General features: G+C 38.1%; 13 protein-coding genes. All 13 read right to left on the bottom strand.

Annotation, left to right across the window (positions count from 1 at the left end; all coding sequences use genetic code 11):
• Positions 1-17 precede the first annotated feature (17 nt).
• The 13 genes from ACFO3O_RS08760 to ACFO3O_RS08820 all read right to left on the bottom strand — a co-directional run bounded on the left by ACFO3O_RS08760 (position 18) and on the right by ACFO3O_RS08820 (position 18,131).
• Positions 18-1,226 carry an MFS transporter gene (locus ACFO3O_RS08760; protein WP_379978221.1) on the bottom strand — a complete coding sequence of 403 codons (1,209 nt, stop codon included), beginning with the start codon at positions 1,224-1,226 and terminating at the stop codon, positions 18-20.
• A gap of 41 nt (positions 1,227-1,267) precedes the next feature.
• Positions 1,268-2,596, bottom strand: coding sequence for an MFS transporter (locus ACFO3O_RS08765; protein ID WP_379978222.1), 1,329 nt, complete (start codon positions 2,594-2,596; stop codon positions 1,268-1,270).
• Between the two features lie 155 nt (positions 2,597-2,751).
• Positions 2,752-3,678: a tRNA epoxyqueuosine(34) reductase QueG gene (gene queG / locus ACFO3O_RS08770; protein WP_379978223.1), complete on the bottom strand. Its 927-nt coding sequence runs from the start codon at positions 3,676-3,678 to the stop codon at positions 2,752-2,754.
• Between the two features lie 4 nt (positions 3,679-3,682).
• Positions 3,683-5,056 carry a cytochrome P450 gene (locus ACFO3O_RS08775; RefSeq protein ID WP_379978224.1) on the bottom strand — a complete coding sequence of 458 codons (1,374 nt, stop codon included), beginning with the start codon at positions 5,054-5,056 and terminating at the stop codon, positions 3,683-3,685.
• A 44-nt stretch (positions 5,057-5,100) separates the two neighbouring features.
• Entirely contained in the window at positions 5,101-6,123 is a 1,023-nt protein-coding gene (ruvB, locus tag ACFO3O_RS08780; RefSeq protein ID WP_379978225.1) for a Holliday junction branch migration DNA helicase RuvB, read from the bottom strand.
• 187 nt (positions 6,124-6,310) lie between these two features.
• Positions 6,311-8,137 carry a cytochrome c oxidase subunit I gene (locus tag ACFO3O_RS08785; protein ID WP_379978226.1) on the bottom strand — a complete coding sequence of 609 codons (1,827 nt, stop codon included), beginning with the start codon at positions 8,135-8,137 and terminating at the stop codon, positions 6,311-6,313.
• Positions 8,138-8,174: 37 nt separating this feature from the next.
• Positions 8,175-9,245 (bottom strand): cytochrome c oxidase subunit II, encoded by a 1,071-nt coding sequence (locus ACFO3O_RS08790; RefSeq protein WP_379978227.1) that lies wholly within the window; start codon positions 9,243-9,245, stop codon positions 8,175-8,177.
• 27 nt (positions 9,246-9,272) lie between these two features.
• The gene (locus ACFO3O_RS08795; protein WP_379978228.1) at positions 9,273-10,667 is read right to left on the bottom strand and encodes a quinol:cytochrome C oxidoreductase; all 1,395 of its coding nucleotides are present in this window, start codon (positions 10,665-10,667) and stop codon (positions 9,273-9,275) included.
• Positions 10,668-10,700: 33 nt separating this feature from the next.
• Positions 10,701-11,363: a c-type cytochrome gene (locus ACFO3O_RS08800; RefSeq protein WP_379978229.1), complete on the bottom strand. Its 663-nt coding sequence runs from the start codon at positions 11,361-11,363 to the stop codon at positions 10,701-10,703.
• Between the two features lie 9 nt (positions 11,364-11,372).
• Entirely contained in the window at positions 11,373-11,909 is a 537-nt protein-coding gene (locus tag ACFO3O_RS08805) for a DUF3341 domain-containing protein (protein WP_379978230.1), read from the bottom strand.
• Position 11,910: 1 nt separating this feature from the next.
• Positions 11,911-13,662 (bottom strand): NrfD/PsrC family molybdoenzyme membrane anchor subunit, encoded by a 1,752-nt coding sequence (gene nrfD / locus ACFO3O_RS08810; RefSeq protein ID WP_379978335.1) that lies wholly within the window; start codon positions 13,660-13,662, stop codon positions 11,911-11,913.
• A 32-nt stretch (positions 13,663-13,694) separates the two neighbouring features.
• Complete coding sequence (locus tag ACFO3O_RS08815; protein WP_379978231.1) at positions 13,695-16,763, bottom strand: TAT-variant-translocated molybdopterin oxidoreductase; 3,069 nt, start codon at positions 16,761-16,763, stop codon at positions 13,695-13,697.
• A gap of 75 nt (positions 16,764-16,838) precedes the next feature.
• Positions 16,839-18,131, bottom strand: coding sequence for a cytochrome c3 family protein (locus ACFO3O_RS08820; protein WP_379978232.1), 1,293 nt, complete (start codon positions 18,129-18,131; stop codon positions 16,839-16,841).
• Between the last annotated feature and the right edge of the window lie 110 nt (positions 18,132-18,241).

Genomic DNA, 18,241 nt, shown 5'->3' on the forward strand with positions numbered 1-18,241 from the left:
AATAATTAACTAGATTATTATCGAGTTAAGCGATTAAGTCTGAAGAGACTTATAAAAATAATTGAAAGTGGAATTAATGAAAGGTAAAATACCTTATCGCCTCCAAATTTATCAAACATAAATCCTATGACTAGTGAACCAACTACGCCTCCCGTCGCAGAAAAGAAAGTTAACATACCGGCTAATGAACTATGATCACTTTTATCAACACTTGATAAAACTCTAGAGTTCACTAATGGGTATAAAGGCGCAAGAAATAACCCTATTAATGGAAATAAAAAAGAGACCAAGGGTAAATCGGCAATTGTACTTATTTGAGTTACGCTTACATTTTTAGCTAAGGGTAAAACTACTAGTACTAGAACTGCTGCTAGGACTACTCCTGTAAATGCAATATAAATCCACTTTACTTTTTTCACAATAATGCCTGTAATAAATCTTCCTAGCGCAAATGAAATCATTAATAAGACAGATACCTGTGTGGCGAGTTTCGCGTCTATATGAAGTGTTTCTTTATTAAAAGTTGGCAACCAAGTCATAATCCCTTGCTCCGTCATTACATAAAAAAACGCAAACGTTGCAAATATCCATATCATTGGTTTTTTAAATAACGCAAACATGGCTGAGAAATCTTGACCTATAGTTCTATCGTTTTGCCCTACTTGAATATCAAATTTTGAAAATAAGATGATGCAAAAAGCTACCGCTATAATTACTGCCATTAATAAATATCCCTGTAACCAAGCATTAGGATCTGTATCGCTATAAAACAAGGGAAAAACAACATACATAAAAATGATCCCTATCATAAATACAGTCTCTATAAGACTCATCAATTTACTATGATCATCTTTACCATCTGTCACATAGCCAATAAGTGCGTATACGGAAACTTTAACCACGGCAAAACTCATTCCTGTAAGGGCAAAAAGTGTTTTTACAGCCCAAAAAGTATTTGCGAAATACATGCTTACACATCCAATAAAAACAAGTGCAAGACTTATAAGCATTCCTTTTTTATACCCTAGCTTAGGCAAGAAAGAGCCTATTAAAAAAGATATAAATGCAATTGAAAGATCTTTAAAAGGCTCCAAAATAGCAGCAGCCTTCTTAGCTACCCCATAGACTTCTTGCGATCGTTCCACAAGAATTCCTACACTATTTAATAGTGCCGCAAATACAAAATAGATAAGAAATAGTGATAACTTAATGCCAAGATGTTTCATATTCTTATATGTACTAATTTAAAGATACTAATGATATAAAATTATTCAGGAACTATTACTGATTTAGGCTCTTTAAGTCTTAGTGCAAGTATGGCTGCTATCACAAAGAACACACCTCCAAACAGAATTGCATTCACCGCATTGCCTCCAAGCAAATATTTATAAATAGGACCAAATGTTAACGTTTGTATGCCCATAGGAATTACAATCATCATATTTAAAATCCCCATGTATATTCCTCTTTTATTTTGAGGAACGATTTTAGACACCATTGTATACGGAATACCCATCATAGCTGCCCAACCTATTCCAAAAAGTACCATAGGGATGAGGACCATACTCGGATCTGTAATGTAGGGAATCGAAAAAAGAGCTATTCCAACACCTATCAAACTAAGCGCATATATTTTTTTCCCTCCAAAACGTAAGGTCAAAGGCACAAGTGCCAATGCGACTATCATCGTAACAGTGTTATAGGTTGTACTCATTCTTGCCGCTTGAGCTGCAGCACTAGACAGGTCGTAATCCATCGTTTTTTGGAACAAAGGAGTTATGTATTGCCAATAAATAAACAATGCATACCACTGAAACAAATACACCCCCGCAATTTTCCACATAAACTTAGGCATTGTTTTTACCGCTTCTGCTATTTCTTTAAATGGCAACAGGAATCGCTCCTTAAATGGTAATGCCTTATGTTTATTGATTTCAACCATCTCTTCATCAGTTGGTGGAATCTCTGGTGTTTTAAGAACAGACCAAAGCACAGTAACTATAGATAAAAAGCCTCCTATAAAGAAAGAATAGTATAACCATTTAGGTATCGTATTAAGATCTTTTGTAATCACTTCTGCCCCACCAAACCAGTCTTTAAAAAGAAAAATAGATGCCGTGGCTAATAAAATCCCTGCTCCTACAAATAAACTTTGCATTTGATACCCAAAACTCAGCTGCTTTTCTGGCAACTTATCACCTACAAATGCACGATAAGGTTCCATAGCCATATTGTTACCTACATCAAGTATCCACAATAAACTTACTGCCACCCATAGTGCAGGACTTAAAGGAAATGCAAAAAGACATATACTTCCTATCAATGCTCCTATCAAGAAAAAGGGTTTTCTTCTTCCAAACTTTGGAGACCACGTTTTGTCACTGATAGCTCCAATAAGTGGCTGCACAATAAGACCCGTTATTGGACCAGCTATATTTAATATGGGAAGCATATCTTCAGGTGCTCCTAAAAACAAAAAAATAGGATTCACCGCCGTCTGCTGCAGACCAAATGAAAATTGAATTCCAAGAAAACCAACATTCATATTGAATATTTGCCAAAAAGAAAGTTGTGGTTTTTTGATATTTTTAAACATACTGCTAATTTTAAGTAAGAAGGAATGTTATTTATGAAATGCGCATTTTTATCGTAGTAATATCCGCATTTTTTCTGAAATTTTATGCTAATTTTAAGAAATACCCAACGAAAACGATTTCGTAAATACTGTATTAAAACACATCAAAAAGAGCACTATTCTTTCAAAAACCTAATATTACGCAGTAGCCCTGAGTACTTGGTACGCTTCACTGCCGACTTCTTGAAAATCTCAGAAAACACTTCTTGGGTAATTTCTTCCCAGTCTTTCTTGGTATGGGATAGTAATTTTGGATGGGGATCAAATAATGGTTCTCTATGAGAGGTGCTAAAACGATTCCAAGGGCATACATCTTGACAAACATCACATCCAAACATCCAATCATCAAAAGAGCCTTTTACCGCTGCAGGAATGGCTTCTTTTAGCTCGATAGTAAAGTAACTGATGCATTTACTCCCATCTACCTTATAAGGTGCTACAATCGCTTGTGTTGGGCACGCATCTATACACGCCGTACAACTCCCACAATGATCGGTTACTGGGTTGTCATAGTCTAGATCAAGATCGACAATCAACTCTGCTATAAAATAAAAAGAGCCTGCCTTTTTAGAGAGTACATTGCTATGTTTTCCCATCCATCCCAAACCACTTTTTACTGCCCATGCCTTATCAAGCACAGGTGCACTATCTACAAAGGCACGACCATGCACATCTCCTATTTCTGATTGTATATAATGCAATAATTCTTTCAGCTTGTCTTTGATGACAAAGTGATAATCGGTGCCATAGGCATATTTTGAAATCTTATAGGAATCTTCTCGCTGAGTCTCACTCGGGTAATAATTCAGTAATAGCGATATTACACTTTTAGAGCCTTCTACGAGTTTTGTAGGGTCTAATCGTTTGTCAAAATAATTTTCCATGTATTGCATCTCATCATGCATATTGGCTGCAAGCCATTGTTCTAGCCGTGGGGCTTCTTCTTCAAGAAACCCTGCTTTAGAGATTCCACATGACATAAACCCCAAACGTTTGGCTTCAGCTTTAATGAGCGCGGTATGTTTTGCTCGGTTTTCGATCATTATACTATCGAGGTATAAATTCTAAAATCGCATTTTGAGGCTTTAAGGTAATCAAAGGTTTGATTTCTATAGGAGTTTCTTTCTGTTTTATTTTATACTTCTTTATGATTTCAGTCACGGCAAGTATCATCTCATACATGGCAAAATTATTACCGATACACATTCTAGGCCCTGCACCAAAAGGGAAATAAGCCTTATGTTTCATGCCTGCATTATCTGCAAAACGATCGGGATTAAACCTATGTGGATCTTCCCAAAAATCCCTATGTTTATGAATTTCGATCACAGAAAAAAGCAAATTGGATCCTTTTGGGATTGTAATACCATCAAATACATCTTCTTCTATATTTAAGCGGTCTATAAAATAGGCAGGTGGATAGAGCCGCATCGATTCTTCTATCACTTGTTTTGTGTACTCACAGTGTTTGATATACGCAAGTAGTGCGGTCGTGTCCGCTTTCGTACTTCGGCTTTGCTCAGCATAAACTCCAGCGGAATCTTCACCAAAACCAGCACATTCTTTATATACCTTCTCTTGGATATTTGGATACTTTGCTAGCAATTGTAAAGTGAATGTAAGCGCATTTGAGGTCGTCTCATGTCCCGCCACAAATAGAATTAATATCTCGTCGAGTAGTTGTGCCTCTTCCATGGCAGTACCATCTTCATAACGAGCATCAAGAAGCATATCAAGCAAGTCATTTTGTCGTTTACCACTTGCGCGACGTGCATCCACCAATCCTTTTAGGATGTCTCTTGCTTCTATAGTAAGATCAATATGCTTCTGGATAGGACCTCCGTATTTAAAATACAAGGTTTTAAAAGGCTGACGTAACTCTTTGACAAGCATTTGCTGTGCAGCTTCGGTAATGTGTTGAAGACGTTTAATTACCTTGACATCGATTTCGGTTCGAAATAATGCTTTCACGACGGTTTGGAAAGCAAGATCATTTAAGATGGGAAAGATATCGATAGGGGTATTAGGAGTGATATGCTGTACCTCTGTTTGAATCGCTTCCAAAACGGTATCTAACAATTGCTCTAATTGTTTTTTGTGAAATGCTGGCTGTATTAACCGGCGTTGTTTTTTCCAAAGCTCGGCTTCTGAGGTCAGCAATCCTTTCCCTACATATTTAGAAAGATCTTTGGTTTGGATTTTGGACTTGGTGTAATTTCGTTGATTTTTTTGTAAAGCGTATAATGCAAACTCGGGATTTCTAGAAAAAACAACCGAATTTTTGGCTCCTAATTTTAATCGGAAAGTATCGCCCTTTGCTTCAAAATTATGATGATGAAATGGCAACGGATTTTTTACAATCTTACTGGCATGTTTAAGGAAGCTAAAAAAAGAAACAGTGGGGATTTTTTTTTCTTTCAAAATTTGGTTCTTATATTTTCTAAGGTCCTTCTTTTAAGCATTTCCTAAAACAAGCCTCCTTGTGTAGGACCTTTGGTTCTTCCTAAATGACGATAGGCTTCTTCTGTTACTTCTCTTCCTCTTGGTGTGCGCATGATAAACCCTTGTTGTATTAAAAAAGGTTCATATACTTCTTCTATAGTTTCTGCACTTTCGGAGACTGCTGTCGCGAGGGTGGTGATCCCGACAGGTCCTCCTTTGAACTTATCAATAATAGTCGCTAAAATTTTATTATCCATCTCATCAAGTCCGTGAGCATCAACATTGAGCGCCTTCAGGCTAAATTTTGCAATTTCGATGTCTATATTTCCATTCCCTTTTATTTGAGCAAAGTCACGTACCCTTCTCAGTAAGGCGTTTGCAATACGAGGGGTTCCTCTACTTCTCCCTGCTATTTCTATAGCGGCTTCCATAGAGATAGGAACACGTAAGATTTGCGAACTACGTTGTACAATCGTTGTCAGTAATTCGGTGGTATAATACTGTAATCGTGAAGAAATCCCAAAACGGGCGCGCATAGGTGCAGTTAATAATCCTGAGCGTGTGGTAGCGCCTACCAAGGTAAACGGACTCAAGTCAATTTGTACAGAGCGAGCATTAGGCCCTGTTTCAATCATAATATCGATACGGTAGTCTTCCATTGCTGAGTATAGATATTCTTCAACAATGGGACTTAAACGATGTATCTCATCTATAAATAGCACATCTCTTTCATCAAGATTGGTTAGCAATCCTGCAAGATCTCCGGGTTTGTCCAATACAGGTCCAGAGGTAATTTTAATATTTACATCAAGTTCATTAGCAAGAATATTTGCTAACGTGGTTTTCCCTAAACCTGGAGGACCATGAAAAAGCGTATGATCTAGTGCTTCTCCTCTTAAATTAGCTGCTTGTACAAAAACTCTAAGATTTTCTAATACTTGATCCTGACCTGCAAAATCTTCAAAAGATAGGGGTCGCAATGCACGTTCTATATCCATATCTTCATGGGAGAATTGATTGCTTGTTGGATCTAGATTTTCATTCATAGCAGGATACGATAAAAGGTAGTATACAAATATAAGGATTGTCTGAGTACGTTGGAGTGTATACTGAGCAAAGTCGAAGTGCGAAAGCGTAAAAAGTATCCCACAAGTTTGTCCCAATACTGGTTAAAAGCAAAAAACCCATTCTGATGAGAATGGGTTTTGATTTTATAAGAATGTGTTACACTTTTTAATGATGCATTTCCTCTTCGTTATCTTGTAAAGGAATATGTTGTGGCACGAAATCTTGACCTGGAATGACATAGTCAGTTTCATCTTTGTTTAACTTACTATAGTCATAAGACCATCTGTGTACTTCTGGAATAGGACCATCCCAGTTTCCGTGTATATGCTTTACTTCAGCAGTCCATTCTAATGTATTAGAATTCCAAGGGTTTTTAGGTCCTATTTTTCCATAGAACATCGAGTGTATGAAGTTGTATAAGAATACTAGTTGAGCTGCTCCAGTTATGAAAGCAAATATAGTAATCGCAACATTTACATCGGTAAGGTCATCAAAGTATGGGAATGCTGTATTGGTATAATAACGTCTTGGTAGACCTGCCATACCAATAAAGTGCATTGGGAAGAAAATTCCATAGGCACCTATTACAGTAATCCAGAAGTGAACATACCCTAAGTTTTTATTCATCATTCTTCCTTCAAACATTTTAGGGAACCAGTGATATACTCCTGCAAATAATCCATAGAGTGCAGAGATACCCATTACCAAGTGGAAATGCGCTACCACAAAGTAGGTGTCATGTACATTGATGTCAAGTGTACTATCGCCAAGTATAATTCCTGTTAATCCTCCAGAGATAAAGGTAGATACCAATCCAATAGAGAATAACATACCAGGGTTAAACTGAAGATTACCTTTCCACAGTGTGGTTATATAGTTGAATGCTTTTACGGCAGAAGGAATTGCAATTAATAGTGTCGTAAATGTAAATACAGACCCTAAGAATGGATTCATTCCTGATATAAACATATGGTGACCCCATACGATTGTCGATAAAAAAGCTATTGCCAATATAGAAGCAACCATCGCTCGGTAACCAAATATTGGTTTACGGGAGTTTGTAGCTATCACCTCAGATGTAATTCCTAACGCAGGTAATAATACAATGTATACTTCAGGGTGACCTAAGAACCAGAAAAGGTGTTCAAATAATACGGGAGAACCTCCTGAATTATGCAATACCTCTCCACCTATATAGATATCTGAAAGGAAGAATGAAGTTCCAAAACTTCTATCCATGATCAGCATTAATGCTGCAGATAATAATACTGGGAAAGATACAATACCAATAATAGCCGTTACGAAGAATGCCCAGATCGTAAGAGGAAGACGCGTCATAGTCATTCCTTTAGTACGTAGGTTTAATACCGTAACTACATAGTTAAGCGATCCTAAAAGTGAAGATGCAATAAATATAGCCATAGAGACTAACCAAAGTGTCATTCCCATGCCTGAAGCAGGAATACTATTAGGAAGTGCACTTAGAGGAGGATAAATCGTCCAACCTGCTGCTGCTGGTCCAGACTCTACAAATAGAGAAAGCACCATAATAACAGAAGATAAAAAGAATAACCAGTAAGATACCATATTTAGGAATCCTGATGCCATATCTCTAGCGCCAATCTGTAATGGAATTAATAAGTTACTGAATGTACCACTCAGTCCTGCTGTAAGTACAAAGAATACCATAATGGTACCGTGTATCGTAATAAGAGCAAGGTAGATATTAGGATCCATAACCCCATCTTTACCCCAATCTCCTAATAACACTTCATAAATTGTAAATTGATGATCTGGCCATGCTAATTGTAAACGAAAGATTAATGACATTGCGATACCAATAATACCCATAATCAAACCAGTAATTAAATACTGCTTTGAGATCATCTTGTGATCCGTACTAAAGATATACTTCGTTACAAAAGTTTCTTCATGATGATGATGCCCGTGATCGTCGTGTCCGTGATCTAATGCTGCTGCGTCTGCTGACATAATCTTAATTCTTTAGTTAATTTTTCTTTTTCTTTTTTTAGTTGCCTACGATTTTCTTTCCAAATGTTTCTTGCTCAGCCATCCAAGCATCATACTCTTCTTGGGTTTCTACAACAATTTTCATTTGCATATTATAGTGTGAGGCGCCACAAATCTTATTACATAGCAAGTAATAGTCAAATTCGTCATATTCGTCTATAGGACCGTCACCAGCTGCTATAGACTTATTATTTTTTTCTCTTCTAATCTCTTTTATCACCTGCATTTTATCCTTCATATACTCCGTCTCTCTAATTTCAGCGGTCGTTTTAGAAGGTGTAAAAGAAAATTGTGTGATCATTCCTGGCACTACATTCATTTGCGCACGGAAGTGAGGCATGTATGCAGAGTGTAGTACATCTTGAGATCTTAATTTAAAAATCACTTGACGTCCTACTGGCAAGTGCAATTCTGATGTAATTACATCATCCATTGCATCTTGATCACTCATATCAACACCAACCGTATTTGCTCCTTCAATAAAACGAACATTCGCATTTCCTAAGGTATTATCGGCTCCAGCATAACGAGCTTGCCAACCAAATCGTTTTGCATAAAGCTCTACTACAATAGCATCCTCTTCTTCTTCAAAGTTCATAATATCAGACCATGTAAATAGTCCGTAGATAATAAGACCTGCAAGAACGATTACTGGAATAATAGTCCATATAAACTCTAATTTATCATTGTCTGCATAAAATAGAGCTCGTTTTCCTTTCTTTCCTTGATACTTGTAAGCAAAGTAATGAAGTAATGCCTGTGTGATTACTTGCACCACCATAATGAGGGCAAGTGATATAAACATTAATGTATCATAACTAGAACCATGTTCTGATGATGCTTCTGGCAAGTAATACTTACTATAATTCCAAAAACAAAAAATTGTTATGAAATACAAGAATATAAGGAACATAATCATCAACTTACCGTTGATACGGTTGTCCTTATCATTTGCTATTTGTCCGTTTTCACTATTCCCCTTAAGTTGTGACAACTTAAAGATCTTTGACATTTGCCAAATTGTAACTACAAATAGAATTACTACGATGAGTGCTAATAAACCTGTCATTGCTTTCTAACTTCTTTTATCTATATTCTAATAGTGAAAATGTTTACTTTCTTCAATAAGCGGATTACGCTTAGGCTCTAAAGGACGTTTTGTAAGTGATGTAAATACAAACAATATAAACAACCCTAGGAAGAATAATAATGCACCTATTTCAACAAAACCAAACGACCAAGACTTTCCTACAGTTGCCGGCATTACCATGTTGAATATATCTACATAGTGACCTAATAAAATGACAATCCCTGCCATTACTACAAACCAATTAACACGTTTGTAATCACTATTCATTAATAATAATAATGGGAAAATAAAATTCATCGCTATCATCGCAAAGAATGGTAGATTGTAATCTTCTATTCTCGTGATGAAGTACGTTACTTCTTCTGGAATGTTTGAATACCATATAAGCATGAATTGTGAGAACCATAAGTATGTCCAGAAAATACTGAATGCAAACATAAACTTCGCCAAATCATGAATATGACTATCGTTTACTTTTTCTAGGTATCCTTTTGACTTAAGATAGATAGTCACTAGAGCAATGGTTGTGATAGCACATACCATCATTCCTGCAAATACGTACCATCCAAACAATGTACTGAACCAATGAGGATCTAAAGACATAATCCAATCCCAAGACATGATAGATTCTGTGTATATGAAAAACACTAAGAACCCTGCAGCAGCTTTAAATGACTTTTTATGCCACCTATTATCTGTAGCTTCATCTTGGTTTTTACTGAATTTTAAGGCAAAGTATCTATAAATATTCCATCCTAAGATAAAAAATGCTGCTCTTCCAAGGAAGAAAGGAACGTTCAAGTATCCTGATTTTCCTGCAATCAATTTATCATACTTCGCAAGACCTTCAGCTTTTGTAGGGCCATCAATTTCTGTAATCCCTTCTGCCATCCAATGAAACATATGATTTAAATGAAACCCTGAAAATGCTAATAAGATAAACATGATAATACTACCGGGTAATAAATAGGCAGTGATTCCTTCCATTACGCGGAGCACCAACGGTGACCAACCCGCTTGTGAAGCATATTGAATAGCATAAAATGCTAAACATGCTAAAGCAATCATAAAGAAGAAAAATGCTGCAATATAAATTGCCGACCAAGGCTTATTTTGATACTGCCCTAGTGTATGCTCTAAATGCTCTTCTGCTGACATTTCATGTCCGCCTGACGCATGAGAAGCGTCAGCTTCGTGAAGGGTTGCTTCTCCTCCATGACCTGCATCATGTGCTGCTTCTTCAGCATGACCACCTCCGTGACCCTCCCCATGAGCTGCTTCTAATGCCGCAACTTGTTCTGTAGTCTTAGGTAAATTATAATAATCTACTGCAAACAATATCGCACCAACAGCCATAAAAATAAATGCTGTGAGTTTTAAGTTTTTAGATAATGTATACATATCTTTTTGTTATCGCTTTATCAGTTAGTTTGTTTAGTGCTCTATGTCGTGATCTTGTGAATCAGAATGATGATCTTCGTCTGTATGAATCTCTTCAACAGCTTCTACAACGTCATACGGACGAGCTTCTTTACCGTCTAGTTTATCTTTTAAGGTCAATACATAATGATCTACCATCCACAACTCCTCTTCTGTCATCTGAGATGCATAGGATCCCATCGAGTTGATTCCGTAATACATCACATGATAAATACTTCCTTCGGTAATAGCTCTTCCTGCATCATTATATGCGGGTACACCAAGTATTTTTTCTCTTTCAACTAAATACCCATTACCATCACCTTTTTTACCGTGACAAATACCACAATAAATTTCGTAAAGCTCTTTACCTTTTGCTTCCGTTTCTTCAGTAAAAGGAACTTTATTTTTAAGGTTTGCTTTCGCGAAAGCTTTCCCTTCAGGTGTATTCTCTATCTCGTAAGGCATCCACCCACGCATTATTGACCCCTCTGCAGGAACCATCGCTGATGATCCTCCAGTTACTGGCTCAAACACTTCGTAATCACCATAAGCCTCATATCCTACTGATTCATACATATTAGGCATATATTGATAGTTAGGCTTATTGTCATTCTGACAAGACCCTAGACTTACAATGGCAATAAGTACGATCGCTATTTTGAATATATTCTTCATTGCGTATCCTTATTCTTCGTTTGCTACTAAATTAATTTCTGTTGCTCCTGTACCAACTAAAAAATCAGCTAGTTCTTGAGCGTCGTGTCCTGAGGCATCAATCTCCATTAAAAAGTGATCATCTGTTGTACGAACATCAGGATTTTCAGCTTTCTTAAAAGGCCAAAGCTTACTACGCATGTAAAAAGTAATTACCATTAAATGCGCTGCAAAAAATACAGTAAGCTCAAACATAATAGGTACAAATGCTGGCATATTTTCAATGTAACTGAAACTTGGTTTCCCTCCAATATCTTGAGGCCAATCTTCAATCATAATGAAGTTCATCATAGTAATTGCTACTGTAAGACCCACACAACCATACAGAAATGCTGTGATTGCTAATCTTGTAGGAGCAAGCCCCATTGCTTTATCAAGTCCATGCACAGGAAACGGAGTGTACACTTCTTTAATGTACAAGTGCTTTTTTTTCGCCTCCTTAACGGCGTTCATTAGAACGTCGTCATCTGTATAAAGTGCGTGTATAACGTGTGATCCCGAACTCATACTAGTTGTTATTAAGTTTTGCTGCCTGTCCTGCCCAATCATCGCGCTCTGCACGTCCTGGGAAAGAACCTGTAATACTATCTAAAAGGTCGTACTCTCTTTGAGTCATTTTTGCTACCTGAGCAAAAGTGAATATTCCAAGCTCATTAAGCTTTTCTTCCATTTTTGGACCGATACCATTTATTTTTTTAAGGTCGTCTGCTGTTTGTGTCGTTGGATCAAAAGCTCCTAAGGAACCTACAAGATCTTCTACACTGCCACTAGCAGCTTCTACAACTGGAACAGCTTTTTTAACAATCCCTTCTCCTAAGTTTATTTTAACTGGACCACCAGATGTACGCGAATCTGCTCCTGTACCTACAAGTGACTGTCCTGATTCTCTTAATTTCTTATAACGCTCACCAGAAGACTTCATAATCGTTTTCACCTCTGCTTGTGCAATCACTGGAAATGTACGTGCATATAATAAAAACAATACAAAGAAGAATCCTATAGTTCCTATAAAGATACCGATATCTACAAACGTAGGAGAGAACATCGTCCAAGAAGATGGAAGATAATCACGGTGCAATGAAGTCACAATAATTACAAAACGCTCAAACCACATTCCTATGTTTACTACAATAGAGATCACAAAAGAGAACATAATACTTCTTCTCAATTTAGGGAACCACATAAATTGTGGAGAGAATACGTTACATATCATCATGCTCCAATATGCCCAAGCATAAGGTCCTGTTGCACGGTTTAAGAAAGCGTATTGCTCATACTCTACTCCAGAATACCAAGACATGAATAACTCAGTAATATAAGCTACCCCTACGATAGAACCCGTAATCATAATAACGATGTTCATCAACTCGATATGCTGTAACGTAATATAGTTTTCTAAGTTAGATACCTTACGCATTACAATAAGTAATGTGTTTACCATCGCAAATCCTGAGAATACCGCCCCTGCCACAAAATAAGGAGGGAAAATCGTTGTATGCCATCCTGGAATTACCGAAGTAGCAAAGTCAAAGGATACAATGGTGTGTACCGAAAGTACAAGAGGTGTTGCAAGACCCGCAAGAACCAAAGACACTTCTTCAAAACGTTGCCAATCTTTTGCACGCCCAGACCATCCGAAAGACAGCAAACTATATATTTTCTTCTGGAAAGGCTTTACCGCACGATCACGAATCATAGCAAAGTCAGGGAGTAATCCTGTCCACCAGAATACTAAAGAAACTGACAGGTATGTTGATATCGCAAATACATCCCAAAGAAGTGGTGAGTTAAAATTCACCCATAGAGATCCAAATTGGTTAGGAATTGGTAATACCCAGTATGCTAACCAAGGACGCCCCATGTGAATGATCGGGAACAATCCTGCTTGTACTACAGAGAAGATAGTCATCGCCTCTGCAGAACGGTTAATTGCCATACGCCACTTCTGACGGAAAAGCAATAATACTGCAGAAATTAGTGTCCCTGCGTGACCGATACCTACCCACCATACAAAGTTGGTAATATCCCAAGCCCATCCCACGGTTTTGTTAAGACCCCAACTACCAATACCATTTGAAATGGTATAAATAATACAGCCTATTCCCCATAGAAATGCAGCCAATGCTATAGTAAACACGATCCACCAAGATTTATTAGCACGTCCTTCAACAGGAGCTGCAACGTCTAGAGTTACATCGTGATACGTTTTATCCCCGGTAACTAGTGGTCTTCGTATAGGTGCTTCGTAATGCGCCATAATCCTATATAATTAGTTCTTTAGATTAGTTGTTTTTAAGCTTCTTTTGTATTTCTTACTTTCGTTTGGTAGAACACATTTGGTTTTGTTCCAACGCTCTCAAGCAAGTGATACATTCTATCGTCTTGTGATTTTTCGTAAACATCACTAGATTTATCATTAACGTCTCCAAAGGCTAATGCACCACTAGTACACGCATTTGAACAGGCTGTAGCAAATTCTCCATCTTTAATCGCACGTCCATCACGCTTCGCATCAAGAATTGTTTTCTGCGTCATTTGAATACACATAGAACACTTTTCCATCACTCCACGAGATCGTACTGTCACATCTGGATTAATCACCATACGCCCTAAGTCATTATTCATATGGTAATCAAACTCATCATTACCATTATATAAGAACCAGTTAAAACGACGTACTTTATATGGGCAGTTATTCGCACAGTAACGCGTACCAACACAACGGTTGTATGCCATGTGATTCTGACCTTGACGACCATGTGATGTAGCAGCTACTGGACACACTGTCTCACAAGGAGCGTGATTACAATGCTGACACATAACTGGCTGGAAAGCCACTTGAGGATTGGCTGCTGGATCTTCCATTTCACCAAATCCACCTAGAGAACCATTGTCACCAGAAAGGCCACTAAAATCATTCTTTTTGGTATTATCAAGTGCAAACTCATCTTCAGACGAATAATATCTATCAATTCGTAACCAATGCATATCTCGACTACGGCGCACTTCTGATTTTCCTACAACAGGAACGTTGTTTTCTGCATGACATGCAATCACACAAGCCCCACATCCTGTACAGGCATTTAAATCGATCGCTAGATTAAAATGATGCCCGATAGAACGGTCAAAAGAATCCCAAAGATCGACTTCTGGTGAAGTTACTTCGTATTCAATGTGATTTTTAGTGACTTCTGGAACTGGATTCCAGTAGTTTTTATCTTTTGTATTAAATATTTCAAGTGTCGTTTCTCTTACAACATCACCACGCCCCATTAAAGTGTTGTGCAATTGTATCACCGCAAACTCATGAATACCATCTACTTTTTCAATAGTCACGTTTTGTGTCGTACTAAAGTTCTGCATTAATGGATACGCATTCACACCCGTTTGCATTTCTTCTTGTATCGAAGCTGTTCTTCCGTATCCAAGCGCCAAACCGATAGATCCGTTTGCTTGACCTGGCTGTACCATTACAGGAGCAATCACCTCTACACCATTTACAGTAATCTTAGCAAGTGTACCATTCAAACCTCCATTCGCATCATTACGAGCTTCGGTGAAGAAGGTACTGCGATCTAACCACAACCCTTTTGTCTTCGCATCTGCTTCAGACATGGTAATGTAGTTATCCCAAGTAGCTCTTGTAATAGGATCTGGCATTTCTTGTAACCAAGGGTTGTTTGCTTGATTACCATCTCCCATCGATGTTTTTGTATATAAAGTCAATTCAAATTCACCTTCCTGAGAAGCTGTGTTAGAAAGACCTGCATCTTCTGTGATAGAAGTATTTGTATCTGTTGAAACCGCTTTCGCGAAAGCGTTTGTCATCACAACCCCATCGTGTACCGCTTTATTAAAAGAGATACCCGCATCAGTCATCGTAGTCTTTAAATAGTCATAATACGACTGATCACTTCCCATCCAAGTTAAAAGATTGTCTTGGAATTGTCTTGTATCAAACAATGGACGTATCGTAGGCTGTGTGATACTTACTTCACCCTGCTTGATCTGCACATCGCCCCACGCCTCAAGGTAATGAGGAGTTGGTGCTATATGTGTTGCTTTTGAAGCTGTCTCATCCGCACGCATTGAACATGCTACAGAAACGGCTACTTTAGCAAGACCTGCATCAAATTCAGCAGCATTTGGAAGTGTATATGAAGGATTCACTCCTGCCATCACCAACATTCCAACGCGACCCGCATTCATATCTTTAATAAGCTGATTTACTTTGCGAACATCTCCAGAACGTGTCATTCTAGGAGCCGCAACATCCATCACCTCACTGTTAGCATTCATTTCTAAAGCTTTGACTTGAGAAGGCACGTCTTGTATTCCTGTAACAATAACTCCTTTGCTACCTACTGCTCTCAATTCGCTCTTCGCTGCATTTACAGCTTTTTGCACATTTTCAGAAAGACCTGCAGTAGAACCACCAGCAAGTGCACTTAACACCTTCTTTTGATCAGAAGGCGTTACTGGAATACGCATATCTGCATTAGCTCCAGATAAAGACATATTTGCCTCAAACTGAAAATGACGAGACATTTTACCCTCTTTAGGCACACGTCCTTTTGCATATCCTGCATCATATCCACCACCATTCCAATCACCTAAGAAATCTGCACCTACAGATACAATCACCTCCGCTTTTGAGAAGTCATAATCTGCTAAGGCACGTACACCGTACTTTTGCTCAAAAGCATCTAGCGCATATTGCTCCCCAACAGCATCATAAGATACATGAGAAACATTTGGATATTTTTCTATAAACTCAGCTACCAACTTATCTGTAGAAGGACTTGCAAAAGTTTGTGTTAATAACACTACTTGCTTCCCACTGTTCAACTGCGCCATCACGCCTGCATCGATATCACTCCAACCCACTGCTTCTCCTGAAGCTGTTGGCCCTTGTGCACGATTCTGATCATACATAGACAACACAGAGGCATGTACACGAGCATTTGCTCCGTACCCTGCTTTTGCGAGTTTATTATTTTCGATTTTAATAGGTCTCCCTTCACGTGTTTTTACAAGCACACTTGCAAAATCAAACCCATCTGCAATCGTAGACGCATAATAATCTGCAACACCCGGAACAATTTGCTCTGGCTGTACTACGTAGGGAATGGATTTTACAACAGGACCCTCACAGGCAGCTAATGATGCTGCTGCTGTAGAAAAACCTACGTACTTTAAGAAGTCACGACGTGTTGTTTGAGAAGCTTCAAGGGTCTCTTTGTCCCCTAAAAACTCATCTGTCGGAATTTCTTCCACAAACTCATTCTGTCTTAGTGTTTCAACCAACGGATTCCCGCTGAGATCATCGACACTTTTCCAGTATTTCTTGTTTGATGACATATAATTGATTTTATACTGTTTGCACTTTGCTATGCTCAGTGACCTTTATATTAAACTTAATTCGTGTACGTGTTATTAATAATGACACTTACCACACTCAAGACCTCCCATTTGAGCGGCCGTTAATTTATCTACGCCGTATTTCTTAGAAAGCTGCTCATGTATTTTTTCATAATATGCATTGCCTTCTACTTTTACGTTGGTCTCACGGTGACAGTTAATACACCATCCCATGGTAAGCGGTGAATATTGATACATCACTTCCATTTCTTCTACAGGACCGTGACATGTCTGACACTCTACTCCAGCTACCATGACGTGCTGCGAGTGATTAAAGTAAGCAAAGTCAGGAAGGTTATGAATACGGATCCACTCTACAGGTTTTGTATCACCCGTATACGCTTGTGTTCCTTCATCCCATCCTACTGCTTCGTATAGCTTTTGGATTTCTTTATTATAATCTACACCATATTCACTTAATCCTTCTGCTTGCGTCTCTGCTGCTACCTCTCCGATAGACTTATGACAGTTCATACAGATATTAAGAGAAGGAATTCCAGAATGCTTACTTACTCTCGCTGAAGAGTGACAATACTTACAATCTATCGCATTTTCTCCTGCGTGAATTCTGTGTGAATAATGAATTGGCTGCACAGGAGCATATCCCTGATCAACACCCACTTGAGACATCCATCCGTAAGCGAAGTATGCACTTCCCAAAAGAAGGAAGATCACACTCACCAATACTAAGAATTGATTCTCTACAAAAGCTTTCCAAAGTGGCTTACGAGCCTCTCCTTCTTCTATCTCAATTCCTTGTGCTTGCGCGAAACGCTTCAATGTATTATTTACGATAAATAATACTGCTACCAGCAATAATAATACGAATCCTAGAATCGCAAGGATAATTTCGTTAGAAACACCTCCACCTCCACCTCCATTAGTGTCTAGTTTTTTAGCAACGACTGGCGCTGGAGCCTCTGTATTTGTATACGCAAGAATATTGCTTATATCTGCATCAGAAAGTCCTTCAAAGGAGTTCATGACAGTTTTGTTGTACTCTTCAAATATCGCATTCGCACGAGCATCACCCGTTGCGATCAATTCAGTCGAGTTACGAATCCATTTTCCTAACCATTCATAGTCTCCATCATATTTCTCAACTACACCATAAAGCGCAGGTCCAGTTGCTTTCTTATACAACTTGTGACACGCAGCACAGTTAGCTTTAAACAATGCTTCACCCGCAGCTGCATCTCCAGCAGAGGCATCAATTTGAGCAAAAAGGGAAGAAGTAAAAGTGAGCAGAAATGCTGCACTTAGCGTGATAATTCTCGAAAATGAGTTACGGCGATTCACCTGTATCATAATTGGTATTGAATTAGCTTCAAAAATGTGGCACGATTTTTAGAATATAACTGGTGTTTATAAACTATTGATCGAACACTTAAAATTGAATGCAAAAATAATACTTAGAA

Origin of the sequence: Dokdonia ponticola (assembly GCF_042653865.1) — a bacterium.
GTDB lineage: Bacteria > Bacteroidota > Bacteroidia > Flavobacteriales > Flavobacteriaceae > Dokdonia > Dokdonia ponticola.

Bases quoted from the DNA above. Each gene is read 5' to 3' on its own strand.
- ACFO3O_RS08820 (WP_379978232.1), bottom strand. From the start codon at position 18,131: ATGATACAGGTGAATCGCCGTAACTCATTTTCGAGAATTATCACGCTA.
- ACFO3O_RS08800 (WP_379978229.1), bottom strand. From the start codon at position 11,363: ATGAAGAATATATTCAAAATAGCGATCGTACTTATTGCCATTGTAAGT.
- ACFO3O_RS08760 (WP_379978221.1), bottom strand. From the start codon at position 1,226: ATGAAACATCTTGGCATTAAGTTATCACTATTTCTTATCTATTTTGTA.
- ACFO3O_RS08815 (WP_379978231.1), bottom strand. From the start codon at position 16,763: ATGTCATCAAACAAGAAATACTGGAAAAGTGTCGATGATCTCAGCGGG.
- ACFO3O_RS08785 (WP_379978226.1), bottom strand. From the start codon at position 8,137: ATGTCAGCAGACGCAGCAGCATTAGATCACGGACACGACGATCACGGG.
- ACFO3O_RS08805 (WP_379978230.1), bottom strand. From the start codon at position 11,909: ATGAGTTCGGGATCACACGTTATACACGCACTTTATACAGATGACGAC.
- ruvB (WP_379978225.1), bottom strand. From the start codon at position 6,123: ATGAATGAAAATCTAGATCCAACAAGCAATCAATTCTCCCATGAAGAT.
- ACFO3O_RS08765 (WP_379978222.1), bottom strand. From the start codon at position 2,596: ATGTTTAAAAATATCAAAAAACCACAACTTTCTTTTTGGCAAATATTC.
- ACFO3O_RS08795 (WP_379978228.1), bottom strand. From the start codon at position 10,667: ATGTATACATTATCTAAAAACTTAAAACTCACAGCATTTATTTTTATG.
- ACFO3O_RS08790 (WP_379978227.1), bottom strand. From the start codon at position 9,245: ATGACAGGTTTATTAGCACTCATCGTAGTAATTCTATTTGTAGTTACA.
- queG (WP_379978223.1), bottom strand. From the start codon at position 3,678: ATGATCGAAAACCGAGCAAAACATACCGCGCTCATTAAAGCTGAAGCC.